The sequence below is a fragment of the Nostocoides australiense Ben110 genome (assembly GCF_001050535.1).
GTDB classification, from domain to species: Bacteria; Actinomycetota; Actinomycetes; order Actinomycetales; family Dermatophilaceae; genus Nostocoides_A; species Nostocoides_A australiense.
Genome location: NZ_HG764815.1, coordinates 2,021,777 through 2,048,700 on the forward strand (window position 1 = coordinate 2,021,777; position 26,924 = coordinate 2,048,700).

At 68.3% G+C, this 26,924-nt stretch carries 24 protein-coding genes; 15 read left to right on the forward strand and 9 right to left on the reverse strand.

Annotated features, from left to right (window positions below):
• Nucleotides 1–222: 222 nt before the first annotated feature.
• On the reverse strand, nt 223–1,104 hold the full coding sequence (locus BN11_RS09740) for a ribonuclease HI family protein (protein WP_048697096.1): 882 nt from the start codon (nt 1,102–1,104) through the stop codon (nt 223–225).
• Nucleotides 1,101–1,430: a transcriptional regulator gene (locus BN11_RS09745; protein ID WP_048701177.1), complete on the reverse strand. Its 330-nt coding sequence runs from the start codon at nt 1,428–1,430 to the stop codon at nt 1,101–1,103. Before BN11_RS09745 ends, BN11_RS09740 begins: the two co-directional genes overlap by 4 nt.
• 147 nt (nt 1,431–1,577) lie before the next feature.
• On the opposite strand from BN11_RS09745, the gene BN11_RS09750 reads away from it, so the two are divergent.
• The 4 genes from BN11_RS09750 to BN11_RS09765 all read left to right on the forward strand — a co-directional run bounded on the left by BN11_RS09750 (nt 1,578) and on the right by BN11_RS09765 (nt 4,687).
• Nucleotides 1,578–2,660 (forward strand): S-(hydroxymethyl)mycothiol dehydrogenase, encoded by a 1,083-nt coding sequence (locus BN11_RS09750; RefSeq protein WP_048697098.1) that lies wholly within the window; start codon nt 1,578–1,580, stop codon nt 2,658–2,660.
• Nucleotides 2,657–3,316 carry an MBL fold metallo-hydrolase gene (locus BN11_RS09755; RefSeq protein WP_048697100.1) on the forward strand — a complete coding sequence of 220 codons (660 nt, stop codon included), beginning with the start codon at nt 2,657–2,659 and terminating at the stop codon, nt 3,314–3,316. Before BN11_RS09750 ends, BN11_RS09755 begins: the two co-directional genes overlap by 4 nt.
• Nucleotides 3,317–3,482: 166 nt before the next feature.
• Nucleotides 3,483–4,151: a hypothetical protein gene (locus BN11_RS09760; RefSeq protein WP_048697103.1), complete on the forward strand. Its 669-nt coding sequence runs from the start codon at nt 3,483–3,485 to the stop codon at nt 4,149–4,151.
• Complete coding sequence (locus BN11_RS09765; RefSeq protein WP_048697106.1) at nt 4,148–4,687, forward strand: OmpA family protein; 540 nt, start codon at nt 4,148–4,150, stop codon at nt 4,685–4,687. The genes BN11_RS09760 and BN11_RS09765 overlap by 4 nt, the downstream gene beginning before the upstream one ends.
• A 216-nt stretch (nt 4,688–4,903) precedes the next feature.
• Here the strand turns inward: BN11_RS09765 and BN11_RS09770 are convergent, their stop codons facing one another.
• Genes BN11_RS09770 through BN11_RS09785 form a run of 4 tightly spaced genes read right to left on the reverse strand, consistent with a single transcriptional unit; the run spans nt 4,904 to nt 9,971 of the window.
• Nucleotides 4,904–5,734 (reverse strand): metallophosphoesterase, encoded by an 831-nt coding sequence (locus tag BN11_RS09770; protein ID WP_048697108.1) that lies wholly within the window; start codon nt 5,732–5,734, stop codon nt 4,904–4,906.
• A gap of 5 nt (nt 5,735–5,739) precedes the next feature.
• On the reverse strand, nt 5,740–7,599 hold the full coding sequence (locus BN11_RS09775; protein WP_048697111.1) for a putative nucleotidyltransferase substrate binding domain-containing protein: 1,860 nt from the start codon (nt 7,597–7,599) through the stop codon (nt 5,740–5,742).
• Nucleotides 7,599–8,432 (reverse strand): glutamate ABC transporter substrate-binding protein, encoded by an 834-nt coding sequence (locus tag BN11_RS09780; RefSeq protein ID WP_048697113.1) that lies wholly within the window; start codon nt 8,430–8,432, stop codon nt 7,599–7,601. Before BN11_RS09780 ends, BN11_RS09775 begins: the two co-directional genes overlap by 1 nt.
• 18 nt (nt 8,433–8,450) lie before the next feature.
• Nucleotides 8,451–9,971 (reverse strand): amino acid permease, encoded by a 1,521-nt coding sequence (locus BN11_RS09785; protein WP_048697115.1) that lies wholly within the window; start codon nt 9,969–9,971, stop codon nt 8,451–8,453.
• A gap of 177 nt (nt 9,972–10,148) precedes the next feature.
• Between BN11_RS09785 and cysS the strand changes: the two genes are divergently transcribed.
• The 3 genes from cysS (at nt 10,149) to BN11_RS09800 (ending at nt 13,305) form a co-directional block, all read left to right on the forward strand.
• Nucleotides 10,149–11,588 carry a cysteine--tRNA ligase gene (gene cysS, locus BN11_RS09790; RefSeq protein WP_048697117.1) on the forward strand — a complete coding sequence of 480 codons (1,440 nt, stop codon included), beginning with the start codon at nt 10,149–10,151 and terminating at the stop codon, nt 11,586–11,588.
• On the forward strand, nt 11,588–12,565 hold the full coding sequence (gene rlmB / locus BN11_RS09795; RefSeq protein ID WP_048697120.1) for a 23S rRNA (guanosine(2251)-2'-O)-methyltransferase RlmB: 978 nt from the start codon (nt 11,588–11,590) through the stop codon (nt 12,563–12,565). The genes cysS and rlmB overlap by 1 nt, the downstream gene beginning before the upstream one ends.
• Before the next feature lie 110 nt (nt 12,566–12,675).
• A complete protein-coding gene (locus tag BN11_RS09800) occupies nt 12,676–13,305 on the forward strand; it encodes a hypothetical protein (RefSeq protein WP_048697123.1) in 630 nt (209 codons plus the stop codon).
• Nucleotides 13,306–13,359: 54 nt separating this feature from the next.
• Here the strand turns inward: BN11_RS09800 and BN11_RS09805 are convergent, their stop codons facing one another.
• Nucleotides 13,360–14,355 carry a LacI family DNA-binding transcriptional regulator gene (locus tag BN11_RS09805; RefSeq protein ID WP_048697125.1) on the reverse strand — a complete coding sequence of 332 codons (996 nt, stop codon included), beginning with the start codon at nt 14,353–14,355 and terminating at the stop codon, nt 13,360–13,362.
• Between the two features lie 225 nt (nt 14,356–14,580).
• Here BN11_RS09805 and BN11_RS09810 point away from each other — a divergent pair, with 225 nt between their 5' ends.
• The 3 genes from BN11_RS09810 (at nt 14,581) to BN11_RS09820 (ending at nt 17,592) form a co-directional block, all read left to right on the forward strand.
• Nucleotides 14,581–15,714, forward strand: coding sequence for a substrate-binding domain-containing protein (locus tag BN11_RS09810; protein ID WP_048701178.1), 1,134 nt, complete (start codon nt 14,581–14,583; stop codon nt 15,712–15,714).
• 9 nt (nt 15,715–15,723) lie between these two features.
• Nucleotides 15,724–16,743 carry an ABC transporter permease gene (locus BN11_RS09815; RefSeq protein WP_048697128.1) on the forward strand — a complete coding sequence of 340 codons (1,020 nt, stop codon included), beginning with the start codon at nt 15,724–15,726 and terminating at the stop codon, nt 16,741–16,743.
• 93 nt (nt 16,744–16,836) lie between these two features.
• Nucleotides 16,837–17,592 carry an ATP-binding cassette domain-containing protein gene (locus BN11_RS09820; RefSeq protein ID WP_235435600.1) on the forward strand — a complete coding sequence of 252 codons (756 nt, stop codon included), beginning with the start codon at nt 16,837–16,839 and terminating at the stop codon, nt 17,590–17,592.
• Nucleotides 17,593–17,667: 75 nt separating this feature from the next.
• Here the strand turns inward: BN11_RS09820 and BN11_RS09825 are convergent, their stop codons facing one another.
• Nucleotides 17,668–18,945: a DUF4032 domain-containing protein gene (locus BN11_RS09825; protein ID WP_048701180.1), complete on the reverse strand. Its 1,278-nt coding sequence runs from the start codon at nt 18,943–18,945 to the stop codon at nt 17,668–17,670.
• 40 nt (nt 18,946–18,985) lie between these two features.
• Here BN11_RS09825 and BN11_RS09830 point away from each other — a divergent pair, with 40 nt between their 5' ends.
• Nucleotides 18,986–19,813: an ERCC4 domain-containing protein gene (locus BN11_RS09830; RefSeq protein WP_048697131.1), complete on the forward strand. Its 828-nt coding sequence runs from the start codon at nt 18,986–18,988 to the stop codon at nt 19,811–19,813.
• Nucleotides 19,814–19,877: 64 nt separating this feature from the next.
• On the opposite strand, the gene BN11_RS09835 is transcribed toward BN11_RS09830, so the two are convergent.
• Nucleotides 19,878–20,984, reverse strand: coding sequence for an ABC transporter ATP-binding protein (locus BN11_RS09835; RefSeq protein ID WP_048701181.1), 1,107 nt, complete (start codon nt 20,982–20,984; stop codon nt 19,878–19,880).
• Between the two features lie 289 nt (nt 20,985–21,273).
• Here BN11_RS09835 and BN11_RS09840 point away from each other — a divergent pair, with 289 nt between their 5' ends.
• From BN11_RS09840 to BN11_RS09855, 4 genes are all read left to right on the forward strand, one after another.
• Nucleotides 21,274–22,626, forward strand: coding sequence for a sugar ABC transporter substrate-binding protein (locus BN11_RS09840; RefSeq protein WP_048697133.1), 1,353 nt, complete (start codon nt 21,274–21,276; stop codon nt 22,624–22,626).
• Between the two features lie 241 nt (nt 22,627–22,867).
• Nucleotides 22,868–24,457: an ABC transporter permease subunit gene (locus BN11_RS09845; protein ID WP_083433661.1), complete on the forward strand. Its 1,590-nt coding sequence runs from the start codon at nt 22,868–22,870 to the stop codon at nt 24,455–24,457.
• 2 nt (nt 24,458–24,459) lie between these two features.
• Nucleotides 24,460–25,377, forward strand: coding sequence for a sugar ABC transporter permease (locus tag BN11_RS09850; protein ID WP_083433662.1), 918 nt, complete (start codon nt 24,460–24,462; stop codon nt 25,375–25,377).
• Nucleotides 25,374–26,924: glycoside hydrolase family 13 protein (locus tag BN11_RS09855; protein WP_053084056.1), on the forward strand; the 1,551-nt coding region annotated here is incomplete at its 3' end. The genes BN11_RS09850 and BN11_RS09855, both read left to right, overlap by 4 nt.

The following is a 26,924-nucleotide window of genomic DNA, read 5'->3' on the forward strand; positions in this document are numbered from 1 at the left end:
TTCGGCTCGGGCGTCGCGCTGCTCGCGCTTTCCGGGTATGCCGCGTGGGCCCTCGCCCTCGCCGCTCTCGTCCTCGTGGCGCACCTCGGTGCCCACCTGGGGAAGACGCGAACTGCGTGAGAAACCGCGAACGGCGTGGGAAACCGCGAACGGCGTCAGAAATATCTGCCGGAGTTCGCGCTAACCGACGCTGTTCGCGCTAACCGACGGAGTTCGCCTCGATCACGCCTGCGGCTCGGGGGTGCCCTGATGGAAGCGCTGCTGCCAGCCGGCGGGGGTGCGCTGCCACAGGGAGCTGCGCAGCCGCGAACCGGATTCGCTCGTGCTGCGCCAGATCAGCAGGATCAACTCGTCGCTGAGCCGCTCGGCGGAGATGACGTCCAGCGACACCGGCCCGGGCAACGGCCCCATGGTGAGCGCCTCCTCGCGGGTCCAGTGCCGTCCGGACGAACCGATCTCGCTCCACTGCGGGTGCAGCAGCGAGCTCATGGCCTTGGCGTTGGACCGCACGGCCGGGGTCAGCAGGGCGCGTTCGAGTTCGATCACCTCTGCCTCGGGGCTGGTGGGCGCGTCACCCGTCACCGCCGGAGTGTCCGGGGCGTCGAGGGTCTCCTGGGCGTGCGCCCACTTCCGCCCCGGATGCACGGTGAATCCAGGCCCGGCGTCGGGAGTGCGCCCCTGCTGGCACGCCAGCGCGGCGGCGGTCGCGAGCCGGTCGGCCTCTTCGTTCAGCTCGTGACCGGTGTGCCCCTTGACCCACTTGAACTGCACCCGCCGCCCGGCCATGGCCGCATCGAGCGCCTTCATGATCTCGAGGTTCTGGACGGGTTTTCCGTCCTTCTTGACCCACCCCTTGGCCTTCCAGCCGGGCATCCACTTGGTGATCGAGTTGATGACATAGGTCGAGTCGCACCAGATCATCAGGTCCTCGTCGGTGCCGGCCGTCTGCTGCAACAGGTCGAGCACAGCGGTCAGCTCGCCGATGTTGTTGGTCCCGTGCCGCCACCCCCCGCTGGCCCAGGTGTCCTTGTCGATGAACCAGCCCCAGCCCGCCGGACCGGGGTTGCCCAAGGCCGAGCCGTCGGCCGCCGCAATGATCGTCACGGGACTGATCTAACCCGGTCCCGGCGCCCGCGCGGTGAGGCGACCCGCGCGAGCCGCTGCAACTCGGCGATATGCCCGCAGAAGGCGTGCCGCCCGGCGTCTGTCAGCACCGCATACCCGCGACCGTGACCTGCCCCGAACCGCCGCTCGACGGTGACATATCCGGCGGCCTTGAGGGCCGACAGGTGCTTGCTGAGCACCGAGTCGGCGACGGCCAACTCCTCCCGCAGCGTCGCGAAGTCGCTCTCCTCGACCCGCGCGAGCAGCCCGCACAACTGCAGGCGCGTCGGCTCGTGGATGAGCGGGTCGAAGACGGGATGGGGCACCACGTCAGCATACGACGAGTCTTTCCGTTGCGGAAAGTCGGCTTTCCCCACTCCCGCAACGATTTTGGTATGCCGTCGCCCACCGTCCCTTGCACGCGGGCCCGGTCGCGGCGAGAGTAGGCGGGAGTCGACCGAAGGAGTACGCACATGCCGCAGACCGTCAAAGGCGTCATCGCCCGCGCCAAGGGCGCACCCGTCGAGGTCACCGACATCGTCATCCCCGACCCGGGTCCCGGCGAGGCGGTGGTGCAGGTGCAGGCCTGCGGCGTCTGCCACACCGACCTGCACTATCGCGAGGGCGGCATCAACGACGATTTCCCCTTCCTCCTCGGTCACGAGGCCGCCGGCATCGTCGAGGCGGTCGGTGAGGGAGTGACCGGGGTGGCAGCGGGGGATTTCGTCATCCTCAACTGGCGGGCCGTATGCGGTGAGTGCCGCGCGTGCCACAAGGGCAAGCCGCAGTACTGCTTCGACACCCACAACGCCGCCCAGAAGATGACGCTCACCGACGGCACCGTGCTCTCGCCGGCCCTCGGCATCGGCGCCTTCGCGGAGAAGACCCTCGTCGCCGCCGGTCAGTGCACCAAGGTCGCCACCTCCGACCCGGCGGTCGTCGGCCTGCTCGGGTGCGGCGTGATGGCTGGCTTCGGCGCGGCGGTCAACACCGGAGGCGTCGGGCTGGGCGATTCGATCGCCGTCATCGGCTGCGGCGGGGTGGGCAATGCCGCCATCGCGGGAGCCAAGGTCGTGGGCGCGACGACCATCATCGCCGTCGACGTGGACGACCGAAAGCTGCAGTGGGCCAAGGAATTCGGCGCGACGCACACGATCAACTCCACGAGTGAGGACGCGGTCGAGAAGATCCGCGAGCTGACCGGGTCGTATGGCGCGGACGTCGTCGTCGAGGCCGTCGGCCGGCCGGAGACCTACCAGCAGGCGTTCTTCGCCCGCGACCTGGCCGGCACGGTGGTGCTCGTCGGGGTGCCGACCCCTGACCTGAAGCTCGAGCTGCCCCTCATCGAGATCTTCGGGCGCGGCGGGTCGCTCAAGAGCAGCTGGTATGGCGACTGCCTCCCGACGCGTGACTTCCCGACTCTCGTCAGCCTCTATCAGCAGGGCCGCTTCCCGCTCGACGCCTTCGTCAGCGAGCGAATCGGGTTGGGGGACATCGAGTCTGCGTTCAACAAGATGCACAAGGGCGAGGTGCTGCGCTCGGTGGTGGAGCTATGAGTTCGGAGGCGGGCAGGGCCGAGGTCGTGGCCACCTCGCCCGGCGGAGTGCGGGTCGAGCGGGTGATCACCTCCGGCATCTTCGCCCTGGACGGCGGGGAGTGGGAGGTCGACAACAACGTGTGGATCGTCGGTGACGATGCCGAGTGTTTCGTCATCGACGCCGCCCACGATGCCGCAGCGATCCTTGCGGCGGTAGGCGATCGGTCGGTGCGGGCGGTCTTGTGCACGCACGCCCACAATGACCACATCACGGCCGCCCCGGCCGTGCGCGAGGCCACCGGCGCCCCGATCGCGCTGCACCCGGCCGATCAGGTGCTCTGGGAGCTGACCTATCCGAGAACCGAGCCCGACGAACAGCTCGCCGACGGCGAGAGCCTCTCGATCGGGGACGTGGAGCTGGAGGTGCTGCATACGCCCGGTCACGCGCCCGGCGCGGTCTGCCTGTATGCCGCCTCGCTCGGCCTGGTCTTCACCGGCGACACCCTCTTCCAGGGTGGGCCGGGCGCGACGGGCCGCTCCTACAGCGACAAGCCGACGATCCTCGCCTCCATCCGCGACAGCCTCCTGGTGCTGCCGCCGGAAACGGTCGTGCTGACCGGTCACGGCGATTCGAGCACGATCGGCGCCGAGGCCACCGGCTCCGACTTCGCCTGACCCGAGTTATCCACACACCGGCTGCGTTCCGGGTGCGGGATCGGCGAATCCGCCCTAGGTTCGAGGCGACGGCGGCACCGCAGGGGGTGCTCGCCGCGCCCGCACCGGAGGTCGCCTCGTGAACCGTTCCTCTTCTCTCGCAACCCGTTCCCGCACATCTCGAACCGTGACCCTCGTGGCAGCGTTGGGTGCCATCGCCGGTATGTCGGCGTGCACCGGATCATCGGACACGGCCACCGCACCGGTGACCGTCACCGCGACCGACCAGGGCTCTGCGGCGGGCTCCGCGGCGGCCGACACGGCGTCGACCGGCAGCGCGGCCACGGGCGATGTGAGCGTCCCCCAGCCGGCGAGCCAATCCGCCTCGGCCACCGGGCCGGCTGCCGAACCCCTGCCCGTCATCGGCACCCGCAAGGGCGCGAAGGATGGCAACGGCAACGGGATGGAGGTGTCGTTGAACTCGGTGACGGTCAACGCCGACCTGATGACCGTCACATTCTCCGCACGCAGCGACTCCGCGGAGAGCTGGATGTTGGGGACCTACTTCTACGCCGGCAATCCCGACGAGGGCAAGCTGGACAAGACGCTGGAAGCGGGAGCAGGAATCGTCGACGGCGTCTATGTGCTCGATGCCGCCGCCAAGAAGCGCTACCTGCCGGCGCGAGACAAGGACGGCCACTGCGTGTGCAGCTCCCTTGGGGCACAGGTAATCGGGGCCGGCAGCGACGTCGTGCTGGAGGCGGTCTTCGCGGCCCCGCCGGACAGCACCACCACGGTCGACGTGTCCATCCCCAACGTGGGCACGTTTGCCAAGGTGCCGGTGACGCGCGCATGAGGGCGCGAATCCTGGTTGCGGCGCTGGCGATCGGGCTGACGGCGCCCGCATCCGGCGCCCCGACCGCACCGCCGGTGGTCGTCCCCGCGGAGGGCACGCCCGCGCAACTGCCCGTCCTCGACATCACCGCCGAGGTCCAGACGCTGGTGCTGCCGACGGCCAATCTCGACGGCTCGCTGACCGACTTCGACGGCAAGCGGTTCCGGCTCGACGCCAACGTCCTGTTCCGGTTCGACGAGTCCGACATCACGCCCAACGGCGAGGCGGCGCTCGCCGAATTGGTCGGCAAGCTCGAGGCGGCCAAGGCGACGCGCGTGCGGATCGACGGCTACACCGACGACGTGGGAGAGACGGCATACAACCTGCGGCTCTCGCAGCGCCGGGCCGACGCCGTCCGCGACCGCCTCGACGCGGCGCTCGGCGGCAGGGTCACCGTGACCTCGGCCGGCCACGGCGAGCAGAACCCGGTCGCCAGCAACGAGACCAAGGCGGGCCAGGCTCTCAACCGCCGGGTGACCGTGGTCGTCGAGAAGTAGCGCCGAGGGCCGCCGCCGTCGGCCTGCGCCGGGGAGCGCCGCGGGGCGCGGCCTGTGAGTGGTCCGCCGGATTGGCTGGGCCAAGAAAGGGCTGTCGTTGCAATGTGGCGCGGGCCAACGGCGCTGTCGCGCACGGCGATCGGCGCCGACTCAGCAGAGCGCCAACTCAGCAGAGGTTGCTCAAATCCGCACACCTAGCAAGGTCTGCTGATGTGACTAGCCTCTGCTAGCAGAGGTTCCTTGGCTCACCCAGGCGCGCCAGGCGGTGTGGGCGCGGGCGCCGTGGCCGGGGTCGACGCCGATGATGACGCCGCCGTCGAGGGTGACGGTTTCGTGGCCGGCGTCGTGGTCGAGGTGGATGTGGGCACCGGAGGGCACGGACGGGCGCCAGGCGCTGCGCTGCCAGTCGTAACAGGATGAGTGGCCGTGCACCTGGCCGAAGGGGAGGCGGTGGCCGACCCAGCTGGCCACCAGTTCGCTGCCCGCGGAGGCCCACAGCGGACCGACCCGTGGCACAACGCGGTCGGTGAGCATCTCGCCGGGCCGGGAGACCGCCTTCCGGCCCAAGCGCCCCATCTGGTTGAGGCGCTCGGCCACGGCATACGGGTCGGGAAGAGCACCGAGGTCCTCCCGCCAGAACGGCTCGGTCACCCCGGCGTGGGTGACGAGCAGGTCTCCCGTCGCGCTCGGCACGACCGTCGCAACCTGCATGATGCCCTCGTGCCACCAGGCGCGCATTGCGGAGATAGCGCGTGCCGAGATCTGCTCGTGCCACTCGAAGACCTGGGCGCGCGCATAGTGCGCCTCGTGATTGCCGATGAGTTGGATCCACTGTTGCGGCGCGGTGCGTATGAAGTGGTCGACCAGCGCCACCACGGCGTCCGACTGCGGCCCGCGGTGGATCAGATCGCCGACCTGGACGACGATCAGATCGGGGGGCAGGGTCCCCGCCTCCGGGTCGGCGCCGAGCCGGCGCAACTCCTGCGTGAGGTCCGCATAATGCCCCGCGACATCGCCGATGACGGCATACCGGCGCTCGATCGTCATCGGGCTCACCCCTGGGCTGGGCGGGTCCACTCGTCGGTGTCGACGTAGGCGGAGAAGTTCGCCAGCCGCTTCTGCGCGGTCGCGATCTCCCGCACGGCCTGCGCGACGACGCTGCGATCGATCGGGGAGAGCTGGTCGATGAGCACCGCGTCGCTCGCCCGCGCGCCGTCGGCGACCTGCAACAACTGATAGCGCAGCCGCAGCCGTTGCAGCACCTCGAACACCTCGATCAGCGAATTCGCTTGAGCCTGAGGCAGAATCGAGGTCCCGCCGCAGGCTCGCAGCCGATCCGGCGTCGACAGGGCCGTCGAGCGGACCGCCAACGCGCCCCACCTCGCCAAGTTCACCAGCGGCAGAATCGCGTGATCCTTCAGGTCGTAGCGCACCGGCCCGCGCCAGCCCTCCAGCATCGAGCGCCACTTCGCCCGCCGGTCGAGGGCATCCAGCAGCAGCAGCCGCATCGTGCCCGGATGCGACCGCAGCTCGCTCGCAACGAACTCGGCCGCCACCCGCCGCTGGGCCCCCGTGATGGGCCGGCTGTCGACGAGCAAGGAGGTCATGATCGCCCCCTTGTCGGCGACCGGGTCGGCGAGCCAGCCACGCGCCGCGGCCAGCCACTCCGAGTCCGTGCGCGACAGGATCTCGTGTCGGGCGCTCACGCCATGGGCGTCTCCGGTGAAGCCAGCGTCCATGAGCACGACGTCGACCTGGGCAAAGACCTCGCGATAGGCCGACATCAACTCCGGGCTCGTGCCGTCGGCGAAGGCCACCCCGGAATCGACGTCCGAGGACAACACCGCTTCGCGGCGGCCGTTGCTGCCCAGGGCGTACCACGTGAAGCCGTCGGCAGGCAGGTCGGGGCGCTTGGCGAGTTCGATCTCGATGGCCCGGTGGATGATCGCGTCGATCAGGCTCGAATAGACCGCGATCACGCGCCCGGAGCCGAGCCCGCGGCGCAGCAGATGGCGCAGCAGCGACGGGATCTCCTGGGCGTGGCGGGTCAGGTCCGCGCTCGTCGGTGCCCGCCGAAGCTGTTGGTGCACAGCCAGATCGGCGGCAGCAGGAGACAACGCGAACTCGCGCATCGTGACGACCCCTGCGAGCCGGCCGTCCTGGGTAGTGACAACGATCGCCTCGGCGTCCGCCTCGATCAGGCCGACGAGTGACTCGGCGGCCGAGGTGTCCTCGGGGGTATGCAGCGCGGTCCGGTCCAGAGCGTCGCGCGCCGGAGCAGTCGGCGGCAGGCCGTCGACGAGGACCCGTTCACGCAGCGAGGCGTCGGTGACCAGGCCGAATCCGTCGTCGAGGGTCACGACGGCGCAGGTGCGGCCCTGATCGGTCATCGCCTTGGCCACCTCCGCGATCGACGCCGAGGCGGGGACCTGCAGGGGCGACTCGACGATCAGGTCGCCGAGGCGCTGGTACCCCGTCGCCCGCGTCGGCAAGGTCTCCTCGTGATGCGGCAGCAGGTTGTCCGCGAGGAAGCGAGCACCTTGCCGGGTGACGAAAGCGGCGGCGGCGTGCTCGCCCGGCAACCGTGCCACCCGCGCCTGCGTCAACGCGATGGCCTTCGGTCCCACCGATCGTTCGGTGATCATCGCCGAGAAGCCGAAAACCCTTCCCGGGCCGAGGATTTCGTCCGGTTCGAGGGGTCGTTTGCGGGCGTCATTCCACAGGCCCACCTGCCCGTCGAGGATGAGATACACCGCCGAGGACGGGTCGGAGAACGCGTCGAGGACGAGCGTGCCAGCGGCATACGGTGCAATCTCGGCACTGGCGATCACACGCTCGCGGACCTCGGGCGAGGCCGAACTGAACGGCTCGTGCGTCTCGAGAGCTGCCCTCAGGTCGTCGCGGTCGTGCACTAGCCCACCGTAGGCGGATTGGGGATCTTGTACCCGGACGGGGCGACCGTCTCCTCGAGCGCCTGCTTCCACGCGCCGGAGGAGATGTACTCCTTCAGTGCCCCGTTGACCTTGGTGACCAGGTCGGTGTTGCCCTTCTTGATGCCGATGCCGTAGGTCTCGTCGGTGAAGCCGAAGCCGAGCACCTTCAAGATGCCCTTGTATTCGGGGGTGGCGGCGAAGCCCGCGAGGATGAGGTCGTCGGTGGTCACCGCGTCCACGTCGCCATTGGCCAGGTTGCGTACGCACTCGGAGAAGGACGGCACTTCGCGCAGCGTGATCTTGGCCTTGTCATAGTGTGACTGGACGTATGCGGCCGAGGTCGTCCCCGTGACCGAGCACAAGATCTTGCCGTCGAGGCGCTCGGGCCGGGTGATCGTTTGATCGTTGAGCCGGATCAGCAGGTCCTGGTGGGCGACGAAGTAGGGACCGGCGAAGTCGACCTGCTGTTTGCGCTCGTCGGTGATCGAGAACGTCGCGACGACCATCTCGACCTCACCGCTCTGCAGCGCACTGACGCGGTCTGCCTGGGCGATCGGCACCCATTGGGGCGTCAGGCCGAGCTTGCCGGCGACATACTCGGCGGTCTTGATGTCGAACCCGCTGTAGGTGTTGCCCTCCTTCAGCGAGACGCCCGGCTCGTCGGTCGAGACGCCGATCTTGATCGTCCCGGTGCCGCTGGCCGTGGGCGTCGTGGATGTGGTCGGGGACGAGCCGGAGTCGCAGGCGCCCGCGCCGGCAACGACCGCTAGCCCCGCGAGGAGGGTGACGGTGCGTCGGTTCCAGGAGTTCATGTCGGTTACCCTTCTCGCTCAGGGGTGTTGGGCGGGTTCGACGGGGCGGGCATCCGCATACGTCGGGCCGTCGTCGGACCAAACGGGGCCGAGCCGGTTGCCGGTATTGGCAACCACCTTGGGGCGCACGATCATCCACCCGAGGAGGAGCAGCGCACCGATGAGCGGGATGCCGATGACAACGACGATGAAGTTGGTCTTGCCCCAGAAGTAGGGACTGGACTGCCATCCGCTGATCGCCATCGCGAGGACGACGTACACGAGGAAGGCCAGGCCGACATAGCTCGTCCATGGAAAGCCGGGCGCCTGGAAGGGACTCGGTGGGATGACCCCCTTGTTGACGAGTTTGCGCAGCCGCAGTTGGCAGGCGAAGATCGTCCCCCACGTGAACAGCACGCCGAGCGCGGCCGCCTCCAGCGCGATCTCGAAGGCGTGCGGGGTGAGGGCGTTCAGGATGGCACCGAACAGGTAGACGATCGAGGTCATGACGATGCCGGCCCACGGGACACCGGACTTGCTCATCTTCAACGTGAAGGCCGGTGCCTGCTTGGCGACGCCGAGGCTGCGCAGCACCCGGCCGGTCGAGTAGAGCCCGGAGTTCAGCGACGACATTGCGGCGACGATCAGCACCGCTTGGATGACGCTGCCCATCCAGTCCAGGCCCATCCGGCCGAAGACGGTGACGAACGGGCTGATGCCCGCCTTGTATTCACTCGTCGGCAGCATCGAGACCAGGAGCAGGATCGAGCCGCAGTAGAAGACGGCGATCCGCATGATGACGGCGTTGACGGCCTTGGGCACCTCGCGCTCGGCATCCTCCATCTCGCCCGCGGCGACGGCGACCATCTCGATCGCGGCATACGCGAAGACGACACCGGACATCACCATGATCGGGCCGTACCAGTTGAAGCCGTCGGTATGCGGCCAGAAGCCGCCGGGGTTGGACCACAAGTTGGAGAAACCCGCCCTGTGGTCACCGATGTCCATCCGGCCGATCACGACGACGAGACCGACGGCGAGGAAGACCAGGATCGCGGCGACCTTGGCCACCGATGCCCAGAACTCGAACTCCCCGAACGCCCGGGCCGAGAGCAGGTTGATGATGAGCACCACGGCCAGGGAGATCAGCACGGTCTTCCACGTCGCGAAGTCCGGCCACCAGTGCTGGATGTAGAGGCCGACGGCGGACAGTTCGGCGATGCCGGTCAGGGCCCAGTTGATCCAGTACATCCAGCCGGTCAGGTAGGCCCAGAACTCGCCATAGAACTCGCGCATATAGGAGACGAAGGCGCCAGAGGTGGCGCGGTGCAGCACGAGTTCACCGAGGGCGCGCATGAGGAAGTAGGCGATGACGCCGACGAAGGCGTAGCTGAAGAGCAGGGCCGGACCGGTGCTGTTGAGCCGGGAGGCAGACCCGAGGAAGAGGCCGGTCCCGATTGCGCCGCCGATGGCGATCATCTGGACGTGCCGGCGTCCGAGGGTCTGCTTGTAGCCCACCTGCTCCGCGTCCAGACTGGACGGACGGCTGACATCACTCATAGGAATCCCCATTCCGCGCGGGAGTACTGGCCGATCGGCTCAGCGTCCCACCTCGGGGCGGATTACGCATCTCCAACGGGCAAGAAACTGGACGAGTGTCCGGAATGTAATCGTCCGCCCGGGCTACGCATGAATAGGCGGAGGCGGGGAGGGACGGGGCGCAGGTAGCCTTGACCGGTGACGTTGCGCCTGTTCGACTCCGCCGCCCGCGAGATCCGGGATTTCGTCCCGGTGACCCCCGGCCAGGTCGGCATCTACATCTGTGGCCTGACGACGCAGGCGCCGCCGCACATCGGGCACGTTCGCTTCGCCGTGGCCTTCGACGTGCTGCGCCGCTGGCTGATGCGCGGGCACGGCTACGACGTGACGTTGATCCGCAATGTCACCGACATCGACGACAAGATCCTCGCCAAATCCGCCGAGGCCGGCGAGGACTGGTTCGCGCTGTCCTACCGCAACGAGCGACTCACGAGCGAGGCGCTGGAGCTCCTCGGGGTGCTGCCGGCGTCCTACGAGCCCCGCGCCACGGGCCACGTTCCCGAGATGATCGAGCTGATGCGGGTGCTGATCGAGAAGGGGCATGCCTATCCGGCCCCGGACGGCAGCGGGGACGTCTACTTCGACGTGCGCAGCTGGCCGGCATACGGCGAACTGACGCGGCAGAAGGTCGAGGACATGGCGGCGGCGGAGGACGCCGACCCCCGCGGCAAGCACGACCCCCGCGACTTCGCCCTCTGGAAGGGCAGCAAGCCGACCGAGCCGGAGAGCGCGAGCTGGCCGACGCCCTACGGGGTGGGCCGCCCCGGCTGGCACCTGGAGTGCTCGGCGATGGCGCGCAAATATCTCGGCGACACCTTCGACATCCACGGCGGCGGCGTCGACCTGCGCTTCCCGCACCACGAGAACGAGCAGGCCCAATCCCGTGCCGCCGGAATGGGTTTCGCCAACTACTGGCTACACAACGCGTGGGTGACGATCAGCGGCGAGAAGATGAGCAAGTCGCTCGGCAACTCGCTCCTGATCGCCGAGGTGACCAAGCACGCCCGCCCGCTCGCCGTGCGCTACTACCTCACCGCCGCCCACTACCGCTCGACCATCGAGTTCCACGCGGGCTCCCTCGCCGAGGCCGAGGCGGCGGTCGACCGGATCGAGGGATTCCTGCGCCGCGCGCTGCCCGGCGAGCACACCGCACAGCCGACGGGCACGGAGATCCTGCCGGAGGATTTCGTTGCTGCCATGGATGACGACCTCGGCGTCTCCGGGGCCCTCGCGGTCGTCCACGAGCACGTGCGCACCGGCAATATCGCGCTGGACGAGGACGAGGCGGAGGTCGCCGCCCAGGAGGCACGGCTCGTCATCGCCATGACCGACATCCTCGGTGTCAATCCGCTGGCGCCGAACTGGTCCGGCTCGGACACTCCCGGCCAGGGCGAGGCCGCCGATGCTCTCGACGCCCTCGTGCAGGCCCAGCTCGCCGCCCGCGCCGGCGCCCGGGCCGCCCGCGACTACGCCACCGCCGATGCGATCCGCGACCAGCTGCACGCCGTCGGCATCCAGATCGACGACACCCCGACCGGGGCCCGGTGGAGCCTGGTCAAGCACGGGGGCGAGAACTGATGCCCGGCAACAGTTCCCGACGCGGCGCCACCCGCAAGCCAGGGTCCAAGAAGGGTGCCCTCGTCGGCTCCGGCGGGCAACGCCGCAAGGGCCTCGAAGGCAAAGGCCCCACGCCCAAGGCCGCCGACCGGCCCAACCACAAGGCCCACAAGGCCGCGCAGAGGGCCGGGGCAGCGCGCCCGGGCACCGGCACCCGACCCGCCGGCGGATCCCGCTCCCCGCAGCGAAAAGCCAAGGGCGGCACCGAGATCGTGGCGGGCCGCAACTCGGTGCTCGAGGCGCTGCGCACCGACATCCCGGCCTCGACCCTCTACGTCGCCAGCCGCATCGACTCCGACGACCGCGTTCGCGAGGTCATCAAGATCGCGGGGGAGCGCGGCATACCCATGCTCGAGACCCCGCGCACCGAACTCGACCGGATCACCGACGATGCCGTCCACCAGGGGCTGGCACTGCAGGTCCCGGCATACAGCTACGCCCACCCCGGCGACCTGATCGACCCCGAAAAGCCGGGCGTGCCGGTCATCGTCGCCCTCGACGGCATCACCGACCCGCGCAACCTCGGCGCGATCATCCGCTCCGTCGCGGCATTCGGAGGGCACGGAGTCCTCGTGCCGTCGCGCCGTTCGGTCGGGATGACCGCCTCGGCCTGGAAGACCAGCGCCGGCGCGGCCGCCCGCATCCCCGTCGCCCAGGCGACCAACCTGACCCGGGCGCTACAGGACTATCGCAAGCAGGGCTTCTTCGTCGTCGGCCTCGACATGGACGGCGACGTCGACCTGCCCGAGCTGGCGCTCGCCAGCGAGCCGCTGGTCATCGTCGTCGGTTCCGAGGGCAAGGGCCTCTCGCGGCTGGTCCGCGAGACCTGCGATCAGATCGTCTCCATCCCGATGACGAGCGCCGTCGAGTCGCTCAATGCGGGGATGGCCGTGGGCGTGACCCTGTACGAGATCGCCCGCTCCCGACGACCGGCCTGACGGCGCGGGCCGCCACGGTTCCCGGATTCGCCACGCCGGTCGGCATACGATCGATGCGTCACGTCCGAACGGTCGCCACCTTGGGGGCCGGCAGAACGCAAGGAAACGCGATGTCGAACTACGACCCGAACAACCCGCAGGAGCAGGGTGGTATGCCGCCGCCCCCGCCCCCGGCGTATGGCAACCAGGGCGCCTACCCGCAGGGGCAGGCGCCGGTGCCCCCGGCATACGGCGGTATGAACGCGATGCCCGGCTCCGGCTACACCCCGCCGGCGCCCATGGCCCGCCCGAGTGCGATGGACACGGCGGTCAAGCTCATGCAGGCCGGCGGTGTGCTCTCGATCCTCAGCCTGCTGGCCACGTTCCTGATGATGGACACCCTCCGCGACGAGGTGACCAAGCAGATGAAAGAGAACGACGCCGGGGTGTCGCAGTCCACGATCGATGCTGCCGTCAACGTCGGCCTCGGCGTCGGCATCCTCTTCGGCCTGCTCGGTGCCGGTCTGTGGTTCTGGATGGCGTCGGCCAACGGCAAGGGCAAGTCGTGGGCGCGCATCGTCGCGACGGTCTTTTTCGTCATCTCACTGCTGAGCTTCCTCTTCTCCTTCTCCCAGACTCAGCCGCTGATCTCGCGCGTGCTCAGCGTCCTGAGCATCCTCATCGGTGCCGCCGCGATGGCAATGATGTGGAAGAAGGAATCCTCCGCCTACTACAACTCCATGAGCGCCCCGAAGTACTGAGGCCGCTTCGACGCCGAGGGCCACTCCCGTGCAGGGGGTGGCCCTTCGGCGTTCTTACGCAGCGGGCGGGGGGATCTCCCCCGAGCCGCGGGGGATCAGGGTGGGGGGCAGGACGATGCGGATCGGCGGTGTCGTGTCGCCGGCGATGCGCTCCAGCAGCCGGGCCGCCACGAGCGCACCGAGCTTGGCGACATCCTGGCGGATCACCGTGACCTGGAGCAGGTCGGCCATCGGGAAGTCGTCGAAGCCGACGACGGCGACGCTCTCGCGCTCCCCCCGCTCGGCCAACGCCTGCAGCGTGCCCTTGCTGATCGCGTTGCGCCCGGCGAAGATCGCCGTCGGCGGGTCGGGCAGTTCGCGCAGCCGGTGCACGGTCGCGGCGGCGCCCTGCTGGTCCGCGTGGCCACGCACGAGCAGGTCGCCCGGGAGTTCTAGGCCGTGTTTCGCGAACGCGGCGCGGGCTCCGCGGACGCGTTCGTCGGCGGTCGCGATGCTCGCCGAATCGGTCAGCACGGCGATCCGCCGGTGGCCGCGTGCCAGCAGATGGTCGACCGCCTGGTAGGCGCCCAGGGCGTTGTCGACGATCACCGAGTCGGTGTCGATCCCGCGTGGCGCCCGGTCGGCGAAGATGATGGGCAAACCGGCGCGGATCTCTGGTTCGAGGTAGTCCTGACGGGGACTGGCCGGCACGATCACGAGCCCGTCGACGCGGCGGCTGATCAGGTTCGTGACCATGGCTCGCTCGCGGGCCGTGGTCTCGTCGAGGCTGCCGGCGACGAGCATCACGTCGTGCACCCGCATGGCATCCTCGAGGGCTCGCAGCAGGCCGGCGGAATAGCTGTTGGCGACGTCTTGGACCAGCACCCCGATCACCCCGGTGCGAGAACCGGACCTGCGCAGATTGCTCGCCGCGAGGTTGTGACGATAGTCGAGACGCTCCGCCGCGGCCTGGACCCGCTCGCGCACCGCCCCGGTGACGCCCGGCTCGTTGTTGACAACCCGGGAGACCGTCTTGAGGCTGACCCCCGCGGCCGCCGCGACATCCCGCATCGTCGAGCGTCCCGGGGCTGCGCGCCGGGGCCGAGGTGCTTCATTCACCCCTGGCCACCTGACAACGTTGTCACGTCCACATCACATTTTGTACTCGATCGGTTGACGCCGTGCAAGAGCACGCGGTAGAAAACGTCTCGACAACGTTGTCAGGCGCGGGCACAGGGGTTCGCGTCACCGGAAGGCGCGGTCACCGCGCCCAACTGAGAGGTCGCATCAATGAAGATGGTCCGTTCCCAGCAGGCCGCGCGCCGCATCACCGCCACCGTCGGAGCCCTCGGTCTAGGACTAGCGCTCGCCGCCTGCGGCGGCGGATCCGACCCCACCAGCTCGGGAGCCGGCTCGGCAGCCGCCTCGGGCTCCGGCTCGGCCACCGGTGGCGGCAGCTCCGGTGAGAAGGTCGGCGTCGCGCTCATCACCAAGGACTCCACCAACCCCTTCTTCGTCGCCATGCAGAAGGGTGCGCAGGCCGACGCCGCCAAGAACAACGTCGAGCTGACCATCGCCTCCGGCAAGCAGGAGGGCGACGACCAGGGCCAGATCGAGGCCATCGAGCAGGCCATCGCCCGCGGCGACAAGGGCATCCTGATCACCCCCATGTCGGAGGGCGTGAACGCCGCGATCAAGAACGCCCGCGACGCGGGGCTCTACGTCATCGCGCTCGACACCCCGCCGGACCCGGCCGACACCGTCGACATCACCTTCGCCACCGACAACCGCCTCGCCGGCCAGCTGATCGGCAAGTGGGCGGCCGCGCAGCTGAAGGGCGAGAAGGCCACCATAGCCTTGCTCGACCTCTTCAACGACAAGATCGTCTCCGTCGACTACAACCGCGACCAGGGCTTCCTCGAGGGCATGGGCATCGACGTCGCCGACGGCAAGAAGAACGGCGACGAGGCACCGACCGGCAAGTACTCCGGCGGCGACTACGAGATCGTCTGCAACGAGCCCGGCAACGGCGCCGAGGACGGCGGCCGCACCGCGATGGAGAAGTGTCTCGCCAAGAACCCCAATGTCAACGTCGTCTACACGATCAACGAACCGACGGCCGTCGGCGCCAACGCCGCGCTGCAGGCCGAGGGCAAGAAGGCCATGATCGTCTCCATCGACGGTGGCTGCGCCGGCGTGCAGTCGGTCAAGGACGGCGTCATCGGCGCCACCGCCCAGCAGTACCCGCTCAAGATGGCCACCCTCGGCATGGAGGCGATCGCCAAGATCGCCCGCGGCGGCGAGAAGCCGGCCGTCACCGAGGGCCTGGACTTCTACAACACCGGCGTGGCGCTGGTGACCGACACGCCCGCGGACGGTGTCGAGAGCATCACTGCGGACGAGGGCGCCAAGATCTGCTGGGGCAACTGAGGCTGATCGATGTCGACTGCCTCCTCTGATGCTGCCGCCCAGTTCTCTGGGCGGCAGCAGTCCGCGCTGCAGCGGGTGCAGAACGCCCTGCACCTCTATCCGTGGATCAGCCCGCTCGTCATCCTGATCCTCTCCTTCATCGCCTTCACGATCCTCAACCCCCGGTTCGCGACCGCCGGCTCGATGGGCCTGCTGATCCAGCAGATGGCGATCGTGGCCGCATTGGCCATCGGCCAGACGCTGGTGATCCTGACGGCCGGCATCGATCTGTCCGTGGGCGCGATCACGGTGCTGGCGATGATGGTCATGGCCACATTGGCCAAGGACGGCGGTATGCCGGGCCTGCTCGCCTTGATCATCGGCGTCGGGCTCGCCACGCTCGCCGGCCTGCTCAACGGGATCCTCGTGACCCGGATGAAACTGCCACCGTTCATCGTGACCCTCGGCACCTTGTCGATCTTCACCGCCATCGCGCTGCTGTATTCGGGCGGCTCGAGCATCCAGGCCTCGCACCTGCCGGCCTTCCTCAACTGGCTGGGCAAGGGCTTTTCGATCGGTGGGCTGCGGCTGACCTATGGCGTGCTGCTGGTGATCCTGCTGTATGCCGTGGTCGGCTTCGTTCTGTCCCAGACCGCCTGGGGCCGGCACGTGTATGCCGTGGGTGACGAGCCGGAAGCGGCGCGCCTGTCCGGTGTGCCGTCGCGACGGGTGCTGCTGCAGGTCTACACCGTGGCCGGCTTCATCTACGGCATCGCGGCCTGGGCCTTGATCGGCCGGTCCGGGGCGGCCACCCCCAACGCCATCCCGACCGCCAACCTGGACTCGATCACCGCCGTGGTCATCGGCGGCACCAGCCTGTTCGGCGGCCGCGGCCGGCTGATCGGCACCCTGATCGGGGCCATCATCGTCCAGACGTTCGCCTTCGGCCTCTCGCTGGCGGGCGTCAACCAACAGTGGCGGCTGCTGGCCATCGGCCTGCTCGTCATCATCGCGGTCTCCATCGACCAGTGGATCAGGAAGGTGAAGTAAATGGCAGTCGCAAGACTACCGCTGTCGATCGACCACATCCCCGAGGAGAAGCGATCGATCTATGACGCCGAGCCGGTGCTCTCTGGCCGCGGCATGCGGATCCAGTGGGGTCACGTCGTCGGCTTGGACGGCGTGGACATCGACCTGTACAAGGGCGAGGTCCTCGCGGTCATCGGCGACAACGGCGCCGGCAAGTCCACCCTGATCAAGTGCCTCACGGGCGCCTATGAGCCGACCGGCGGCACGGTCTACCTCGACGGTCAGGAAGTGCACTTCAAGCGCCCTCAGGATGCCCGCGAGGCAGGCATCGAGACGGTCTATCAGCAGCTGGCCGTCATTCCTGCCCTCGACATCGCGAGCAACCTCTACCTCGCGCGTGAAGAGCGCCGGGCCGGCCCCTTAGGGTCGGTGTTCCGGATGCTCGACAAGAGGGGCATGGCCAGGCGGGCCGGCGAATCGGTGCAGAACCTCGGCATCCAGACCATCCAGAACATGGGTCAGGCCGTCGAGAACCTCTCCGGTGGCCAACGGCAGGCCGTCGCTGTGGCCCGGGCCGCCGCCTTCGGGAGCAAGGTCGTCGTCCTCGACGAGCCGACCGCCGCCCTCGGGGTCAAGGAGTCCGGCATGGTGCTCGACATGATCAAGCAGCTGCGCGAGAGTGGCCTGGGCATCATCTTGATCTCCCACAACATGCCGCACGTTTGGGAGGCGGCGGACCGCATCCACATCCAACGTCTTGGCGGCTGTGCCGGGGTCATCACCCCGCAGTCGCACGACATGGGTGAGGGCGTGGCGATCATGACCGGCGCCAAGAAACTGGTCCAGGACCAGCTGGACGGTGCTGCCTGAGCTGTCCGGATCCACTCCTGAACGCTTGAGGAGGCGGCGGCCGCCACCCTTCGTGGGTGGCGGCCGCTGTCGTGTTCAGCGATTGCGGGAACGCGTGACGATCGGCAGGGGTGCGGTGTCGGTCGCGAGGATCGGGATGGCGCCGGTGTCGGCGCCGAGGACCGATTTCTCGTCCGGCTTGTTCGGCAGGACGTTGGCGACGTAGTCGATCGCCGCGTCCTCGATGCGGAAGTCGTGGCCGGCCACCTCGGCCATGTACCATCGGTGTTCGAGGATCTCGTGGAAGAACTCCGCGGGCTCGAGCTTGCCGCGCAGGTTCGGCGGGATCGCCCGCGTGATGGGCTCGTAGATCGTGGTCAGCCAGTCGTGGGCGGCCAGTTCTTCGTCGGTGTCGACCTGGTCGGTCGCGACGCGATAGGCGTCCAGGTCGTTGAGCAGGCGGCGGGCCTGTCCCTCCTCCACGTCCAGCCCCGTCAGGCGCAGCAACCGGCGCGAATGATGTCCCGCGTCGACGACCTTGGGCTGGATGCTGATGGTCGTGCCGTCGATGTCGGTCGTCATCGCGAGTTCGTCGACATCGAAGCCGATGTCGTTGAGCCGGCGGATCCGCTCATCGACGCGCCACCGCTCGTTGAGGGTGAACTGCTCGACCTCGGTCAGCTCGGCCCACAGTTCCTGATAGCGGGTGACCAGTCGTTCGGAGGTCTCGATCGGGTCCTCGCCGTCGAGGAGTTCACCGGCCTCCAGGTCGAAGAGTTCGCCGGCGATATTGACCCGGGCGATGTCGAGATCGTGTTCGCGTTGCCCGTCCGAGAGCCGTTCGCGCAACTCGCCGGTCTCGGCGTCGACGAGGTATGCCGCGAACGCCCCGGCGTCGCGGACGAACAGGGTGTTGGAGAGCGAGACATCCCCCCACCAGAAGCCGGCCAGGTGCAGCCGCACGAGCAGCACGGCGAGTGCGTCGATGAGCCGGTGGGCGGTGTCGGGCCGCAGGGCCTGGCTGTAGAGCGCCCGGTAGGGCAGTGAGAACTGCAGATGACGCGTGACCAGGCAGGCATCGAGCGGGGTGCCGTCCCGGGCCAGGCGGCCCTGGACCACCGCGAACGGCTCCACGCACGGCAGCCCGAGCCGGCCCAGGTTGCGCAGCATGTGATATTCGCGGATGGCCAGCTCGGGCTTGATCTCCTTGATGGCAAGCACCCGCCCGCCGAGTTTGACGAACCGCACGACGTGCCGGGAGATGCCGCGGGGGAGCGCGGCCAGGATCTCCTCCGGCCACTCCTCCAGGGGCAGTCGCCAGGGCAGGTCGAGCAGCGCCGGGTCGGGGCGTGCCGCGGTGATGTCGAGGGCCACGGCCAGATTCTCCCCCACCGAGTCCAATACGGTGGGATCTGTGCCGGAGCCGCTGCTCATCGCTCGCAACCCCGATCCGGACTCCAGCCTGCCCTTCATCGTGCGGATCCCCCTCGGCGCGGGGATCGTCTTGCGGACCCGTGAGACCTGGCCGCGGACGGCGAAGGTCTATTGCCACCGCCACGACGCGGCCTGGCCCGACGACCCGGACATCGTGGAAACCATTGAGCTGCGGTCGATCTCGCGCCGCGGCCCCGCGATCGACATCGAAGCCGACCGCACCCGCGAGGCGCGCTCGCAGTTCGTGCTGACCCGGGCCCGCGGCCGGGAGATGATCTTCTGGCAGACCGCACGGGTGGCCAAGGCCGCGCGCCCGAATGTCGACCTCCCCACGGCTCGCGCCGGGGGCCTGGAGCACCTCGAGATCGTCGTCGACACCCGCGAGCGCTATGCCTGGAAGTTCACCCACCAGCAGGCCACGACGACCAAGCGGGCGTTGCCGGTGGGGGACTATGCCAGCTTCGTCGACGACATGCTGGTCGCGGTGGTCGAGCGAAAATCGTTGGAGGACTTGGCAAATTCGCTCACCTCCGGTCGCCTCGCCTATCGGCTCGCCGATCTTGCCGGTATGCCGCGTGCCTCCGTCGTCGTCGAAGACCGGTACTCGTCGATCTTCAAGCTGGGGCACGTGCGCCCGGCTCTCGTCGCCGACATGCTCGGCGAGTGCCAGGTCCGCTGGCCCAGCGTGCCGATCGTCTTCGCCGAGAACCGCAAGCTGGCCCAGGAGTGGACGTTCCGCTTCCTCGGGGCCGCGGTCCGCGAGCACCTCATGGGGGAGGAGGCACACCGCCTCCTCCCCGAGGATTGACGGCCCCTGCGGGCAGCGAAAAGCGCGGTCCTCGGCAAGCGAGGACCGCGCTCTTCAGGGGCTGTCAGCCGAGGCGCTGACCGGACTCGGCGTTGAAGACGTGGACGTGGTCCGCGTTGGGGTAGACATAGATCGTCTCGCCCTTCTGCGGGACCCTGCGGCCGTCGACGCGGGCGACGAAGGGCTTGGAGACGCCCTCCTCCTCGCCGTACATCTTCATGGCGGAGTCCTTCGGGACGGCGTGGACGTAGGCGTCGGCGCCGAGTTCCTCGACGAGCTCGACGGTCAGCGGCATACCGTCGTCGTTGGTCGTGACCTCGACGTCCTCGGGACGGACACCGACCATGACCTCCTTGCCGGCCGACGCCAGGGCGGCGCGGTCGACGGGGAGCACGTGGCTGCCGAACTTGACCTGGCCGTCACCGGTGACCGGCACCGAGACGAGGTTCATGGCGGGGGAGCCGATGAAGCCGGCGACGAAGAGGTTGGCCGGGCGGTCGTACATCTCGCGCGGTGTGGCGCACTGCTGCAGGATGCCGTCCTTGAGCAGGGCGATCCGGTCGCCCATCGTCATGGCCTCGACCTGGTCGTGGGTGACGTAGACGGTGGTGACGCCGAGGCGGCGCTGCAGCGAGGCGATCTGGGTGCGGGTCTGCACGCGCAGCTTGGCGTCGAGGTTGGACAGCGGCTCGTCCATGAGGAAGACCTGCGGGGAACGCACGATCGCGCGGCCCATGGCGACACGCTGGCGCTGGCCACCGGAGAGGGCCTTCGGCTTGCGCTCGAGGTAGGGGGTCAGGTCGAGGATCTTGGCCGCTTCCTTGACGCGGGTGTCGATCTCGGACTTGTTGACCCCGGCGATCTTGAGGGCGAAGCCCATGTTGTCGGCGACCGTCATGTGCGGGTAGAGCGCGTAGTTCTGGAAGACCATCGCGACGTCGCGGTCCTTGGGGGAGAGGTTGGTGACATCGCGGTCACCGATCCAGATCTTGCCGCCGTTGACCTCTTCGAGGCCGGCCAGCATGCGCAGGGAGGTGGACTTGCCACAGCCCGAGGGGCCGACGAGGACGAGGAACTCGCCGTCGGCGATGTCGATGTCGAGCTTGTCGACGGAGGGGCGGGTGGCGCCGGGGTAGACCCGGGTGGCCTGGTCGAACTTGACGGTTGCCATGAGGCAGTACTCCTTCACCGGCAGGAACGTGCCGGACGATCCGTTGTAAAGGTGGAACGCCACGGGACATCGGTGTCCCGGACCTGACTAGTCTGCCGTATGACGCCCCGGGACGCCAGCGTTTGTCCGTTCAAATTCCGCCGGTATAGCCGTTACTCTTTCGAGATCTTTTGCGCAGAGAATGAAATTTTTTGCAGATCATCGACAGAACTGCCAAGTCGGGTGTAGGCTGGCTCCACCATCGTCAGGGTTGCATCGTGGCGCCCTGCAGAGTTCGTAGGAGAACCACATGCACAAGCGTGCGTTGGGCGCGGCCGCTCTGACCAGTGCCGCCGCTCTCGTCCTGGCCGGCTGCGGCAGCAGCGGTTCGACCACCTCGTCGAGCGCCTCCGCGGGCAACACCGCGTCCGCCTCGGAGTCCGCATCTGCGTCCGAATCGGCCAGCGCCAGCGAGACCGCCGCTCCCGAAGAGGTCGACGCCAAGGACCCGTCCCGTGCGGACGCCGACCTCGTCATCTGGGCCGACGCCAACCGTGCGCCCATCCTGACCACGTACGCCCAGCAGTTCGCCGACGAGAACGGCGTCACGGTCGCCGTCCAGATCGCCGCCGAGACGCGCAAGCAGTTCGGTGACGCCACCAAGGTCGGCAAGGGCCCGGACATCGTCGTCGGTGCGCACGACTGGCTCGGCGAGCTCGTCCAGAACGGCACTGTCGCCCCGATCCAGCTCGACGATGCGACCGCCGCCAAGTTCGCCCCCGCCGCGGTGGCCGCGAGCAAGTTCGACGGCCAGAACTACGGCGTGCCGTTCTCCGTCGAGAACATCGCGCTGGTCCGTAACACCGACATGGCGCCCGACGCCCCGGCCACGATGGACGACCTGCTCAAGGCCGCCAAGGCTGCCAAGGCCAAGGACCCCAAGATCTCGGTCCTGCTCGACCAGCCCGTCGGCAAGACCGGCAACGCCTACTACACCTACCCGTGGCTGTCGGCCTTCGGCGGCGGCATCTTCGCGCTCAAGGACAACGGCGACTACGACGCCGACAAGGTCATCGTCAACTCTCCGGAGGCCATCAAGGGCGCCGAGCAGTTGGCCAAGATGGGCAAGGACAAGGTCTTGTCCACCAACGTCGGTGACGACAACTCCGAGGGCATCTTCACCGGTGGCAAGGCCCCGTTCTTCATCACCGGCCCGTGGTCGATCCCGAACATCAAGAAGGCCGGCATCAACTACGGCATCTCCCCGCTGCCCAGCCTGACCGGTGGCGACGCGATGCAGCCCTTCCTCGGCATCCAGCTGTTCTACGTCTCCTCCAAGGCCAAGAACGCCACCCTGGCGCAGGAGTTCGTGACCAACTACGTCCCGACCAAGGAATTCCAGCTGGCCATGTTCGAGGCCGGTGGCCGCCCGCCGGCCCTGACCGAGGCCTACGAGGAGGTCGCCGCGGCGGACCCGGACGTCAAGGCGTGGTACGAGGCCGGCAAGGACGGCAAGCCGATGCCGAACATCCCCGCGATGAACTCCGTCTGGGGTCCGCTGGGTCAGGCCGCGGCCGACGTCATCGCGGGCAAGGCCGAGCCGAAGGCGCGTTTCGACGCCGCCCAGAAGGAGATCGTCGCCAACATCAAGAAGGCGAGCTGATCTCAGCCTTGTCGGCTCGTTGACGAGCCGACGGAAACCCGGCGCCCGGGTGGCCCCACGAACATCTCGTGGGACCACCCGGCGCGGATCCCGCGCCGACAGAAGGCGCCGGCGTACGCCCGGTCCCCGCTGTCCCCCTCTGCTTTCCAGCGCGCCGACTCCCCCGGCGCCACCACTGTCGCTGGCCCGTATGCCGCTGTCCCCGCCTCGTCCGTGAGGCGCCCGTCCCGGGAGTTGAACCATGGCCGCTGTCCCCCAAACCCTGGAGCCCGTCAAGCTCGGCTCGGGTTACAACACACCCTGGTGGGCTAGTGCCCTCAAATGGGGCCTGATCGCCGCCGCCCTGGCCCTTGCCGCTTACGTCGTGCAACGCCTGGTCGCCAACGGGTCGTGGTTGGGGGTGGTGATCACCGCCTTCATCCTGTTGTGCATCCTCGCGGTCTATGCGACCCGCCGGGCGATCCCGATGAAGTACCTGCTCCCCGGTCTGATCCTTTTGGTCAGCTTGCAGATCTGGCCCATCGTCTACACGGTCGCCACCGCGTTCACCAACTACGGCCAGGGCCACACGCTAAGCAAGCAGGAGGCCATCGACATCAACGTGGCCAACTCGGTGAAGGAGGTCGAGGGCAGCGAACGCTTCAAGCTGTCCATCGCCGTCCCCGAGGGTGGTGACGTCGCGACCGCCGATCTCGCCTTCCTGCTGACGAAGCCGGACGGTTCGACCTATGTCGGCACCAAGAAGGGCCTTGAGCCGCTGCCCGCCGACGGGGTCGAGAAGACCGACACCGGCAAGATCACCAAGGCTCCCGGCTACACGATCCTCAACGCCCGCGAGGCCAACAAGCGCAGCGCGGACCTGAAGGCGTTCGCGGTGCCGGTGTCGGACACCGCGGGCATCAAATCGGTCGGTATCAGCGCCGCCTTCCAGGGTGCCCCGACGCTGAAGTACGACGCGGCCGCCGACACCATGACCGACACCTCCGTGACACCGAATGTCGTCTACTCCCCGAAGAACGCCTACTTCACCGCTCCGGACGGCAAGACCCTCGCGACCGGATGGAAGGAGAACGTCGGCACCAAGAACTTCAAGACCCTGCTGACCAACGAGACGATCCGCGCCGGCTTCTTGAAGATCTTCTTGTGGAATGTCGCCTTCGCCGCGATCTCGGTGCTGTCGACCTTCCTGCTCGGCATGCTGTTGGCGCTGCTGTTCAACGACCCGAAGCTGAAGGGCAAGGGCTTCTATCGCTCGCTGCTGATCCTGCCCTACGCCATCCCCGGCTTCGTCACCGCGCTCGTGTGGGCCTCGATGTTCAACCAGGAGTTCGGCCTGGTCAACACCCTCACCCACCTGAATGTGGACTGGCTCGGCAACGCCTGGGCGGCCAAGGCGGCCATCCTCATCACGAACCTGTGGCTGGGCTTCCCGTACATGTTCCTGGTGTGCACCGGCGCACTGCAGTCGATCCCGAGCGATGTCAAGGAGGCCGCGAAGATCGACGGTGCCGGTCCCTTCCGGACCCTGCGCTCGATCACGATGCCGTTGCTGCTGGTCGCGGTCGGCCCGCTGCTGATCGCCTCCTTCGCGTTCAACTTCAACAACTTCAGCCTGATCTACCTGCTCACCCAGGGCGGGCCGTTCCAGTCCGGTGACACGAGCATCGGCTCCACCGACCTGCTGATCACCTACGCCTTCCGGCTCGCGTTCTCCGGCGCCAGCCCGAACATCGGCCTGGCCTCCGCGGTCTGCATCTTCATCTTCTTCATCGTCGCGCTCATGAGCTACTCGGGCTTCCGGCGCACCGCGCAACTGGAAGAGGTCAACTGACCATGTCGAATGTCACCGATGCCGCTGCCGTCGCGATCCCCGAGGGTCGCGCCGCCACGTCCAAGGCCCCGCGTGATGTGGGGGGGAGCACCTGGTGGCGCCACCTGCTGGGCGTCCTCGCCCTGATCTGGGCGCTCTTCCCGATCGTCTTCCTCGTCTCGGCGGCGCTCAACCCCGCCGGTTCGCTGCAGACCAGTTCGCTGATCCCCAAAGAGATGTCGATGGGCAACTTCGACACCCTGTTCAACGACGCCTCCCGGCCCTACACCAGCTGGTACAAAAACTCTATGATCATCAGCCTGGTGGGGTCGCTGGGCTCGGTCTTCATCGGGGCCTGCGCGGCATACGCCTTCTCGCGGCTGCGCTTCGCCGGCCGCCGTCCCGGCCTGCTCGCCCTGCTGTTGCTGCAGATGTTCCCGGCGATGCTGACCTTCCCGGCGCTCTATCTCACCTTCGCCAAGCTCGGCGACATCATCCCGGCGCTCGGCCTGAACTCGATCTGGGCGCTCATCCTCGCCTATCTCGGCGGAGCGATGGGTGCCAACGTCTGGCTCCTCAAGGGCTACTTCGACACGATCCCCAAGGAACTCGACGAGGCCGCCAAGGTCGACGGCGCCAGCCACGCGCGGATCTTCTTCACGATGACATTGCGTCTGGTCATGCCGATCCTCGTGACCGTCTTCATGCTCAGCTTCGTCGGCCTGTTCAGCGAGTTCCTCCTCGCGAGCATCTTCTTGCAGGACGTCGATTCCCAGACGCTGGGTGTCGGGCTCTACAGCATGTCGATCGGCAACGAGAAGAACCGCCTCTTCGGGCAGTTCGCCGCGGGCGCGCTGCTCGCGTCGCTGCCGGTGGTGCTGCTCTACCTCGGCTTCCAGAAGTTCCTGATCGGCGGTATGACGCAGGGTTCGGTGAAGTGAGCCCCGCGGCTCACCTCCTCGACACCCCGCACCACGACGGTTCCCTTCGGTACCTCTCCCAGCCGCACCCGCGGCTGGGAGAGACCGTCGACCTCTACGTGCGGGTGCCGCACGCGGCGTCGGTCACCAGCCTGCACGTGCGGACCACGCACGACGCCGAGCCGAAATTCACTGCGGGAGTGGTGGATCGGCATACCGCCAGCGACACGTGGTGGCGGGTGCCGCTCGTCGTGCACAACCCCGTCGCGCACTACCGCTTCCTGCTCCAAGGCGGCGAACTCGGCTACCAGTGGCTCAACGGCACCGGCCTGCACGAGCGCGACGTGCCCGACGCCGCGGACTTCCGGATCACGACTTACGATCCGCCGCCGGCGTGGAGCGACGACGCCGTCGTCTACCAGATCTTCCCCGATCGCTTCGCCCGCTCGGCATCCGCCGACGCCCGGCCCACGCCCGACTGGGCCGAACCCGTCTCGTGGGACACCCCGGTCGCCGGCCGCGGCCGCCGCACCGGACGGCAGCTGTATGGCGGCGATCTCGTGGGCATCGCCGAGCACCTCGACCACATCGAGACCCTCGGCGCCACCGTCGTCTATCTGACGCCGGTCTTCCCCAGCCGCTCCAATCACCGTTACGACGCAACGACTTTCGACCGTGTCGACCCGATCCTGGGCGGCGACGAGGCACTGACCAAGCTCGCGGCGGCGGTGCACGCGCGCGGCATGCGCATCCTCGGCGACTTCACAACCAACCACACCGGAGCCGGCCATGAGTGGTTCCGCGCCGCCCAGGCCGATCCGGCTGCGCCGGAACGGGATTACTACTTCTTCGACGGTGACCGCTATGTCGCATGGCTCGACGTCAAGTCGCTCCCGAAGCTCAACTACGACTCGGCCGAGCTGATCCGGCGGGTCTTCGAGGACCCGCAGGGCGTGGTCCGCAAATGGCTGACCGGTCCCGACGGACTCGACGGCTGGCGCATCGACGTCGCCAACATGACCGGCCGCTACGGCGCCCAGGATCGCTATCACGACGTGGCGCGGCGGATGCGGGAGGCCGCGACGACCGCCCGCCCCGACGCGCTGCTCGTCGCCGAGCACTGCCACGACACCTCCCGCGACGCGCTCGGCGACGGTTGGCACGGGGTGATGAACTACGCCGGGTTCACCCGGCCGCTGTGGACGTGGCTGCGCCACCGCGAGTATGCGCCAGACTTCCTCGGCCTGCCCGTCATCGTGCCCCGCCTCGGCGGCCGCGCCGTCATGGAGACGATGCGCGAGTTCGCCGCGCAGATGCCGTGGGTCACGTTGACGCACAGCTTCAACCAGGTCGGCTCCCACGACACGACCCGGGTGCGCACCCTCGTCGGTGACGACGCCGGGCAGGTCGACGTCGCCGCGGGGATGCTGCTGACGATGCCGAGCATCCCGATGATCACCTATGGCGACGAGATCGGGATGCTCGGTGAGTTCGGCGAGGACGGGCGCCGGCCGATGCCCTGGGACGCCGCACCGGGCCGGGGCGGCCGAGGCGGCAGCGACCCAGCC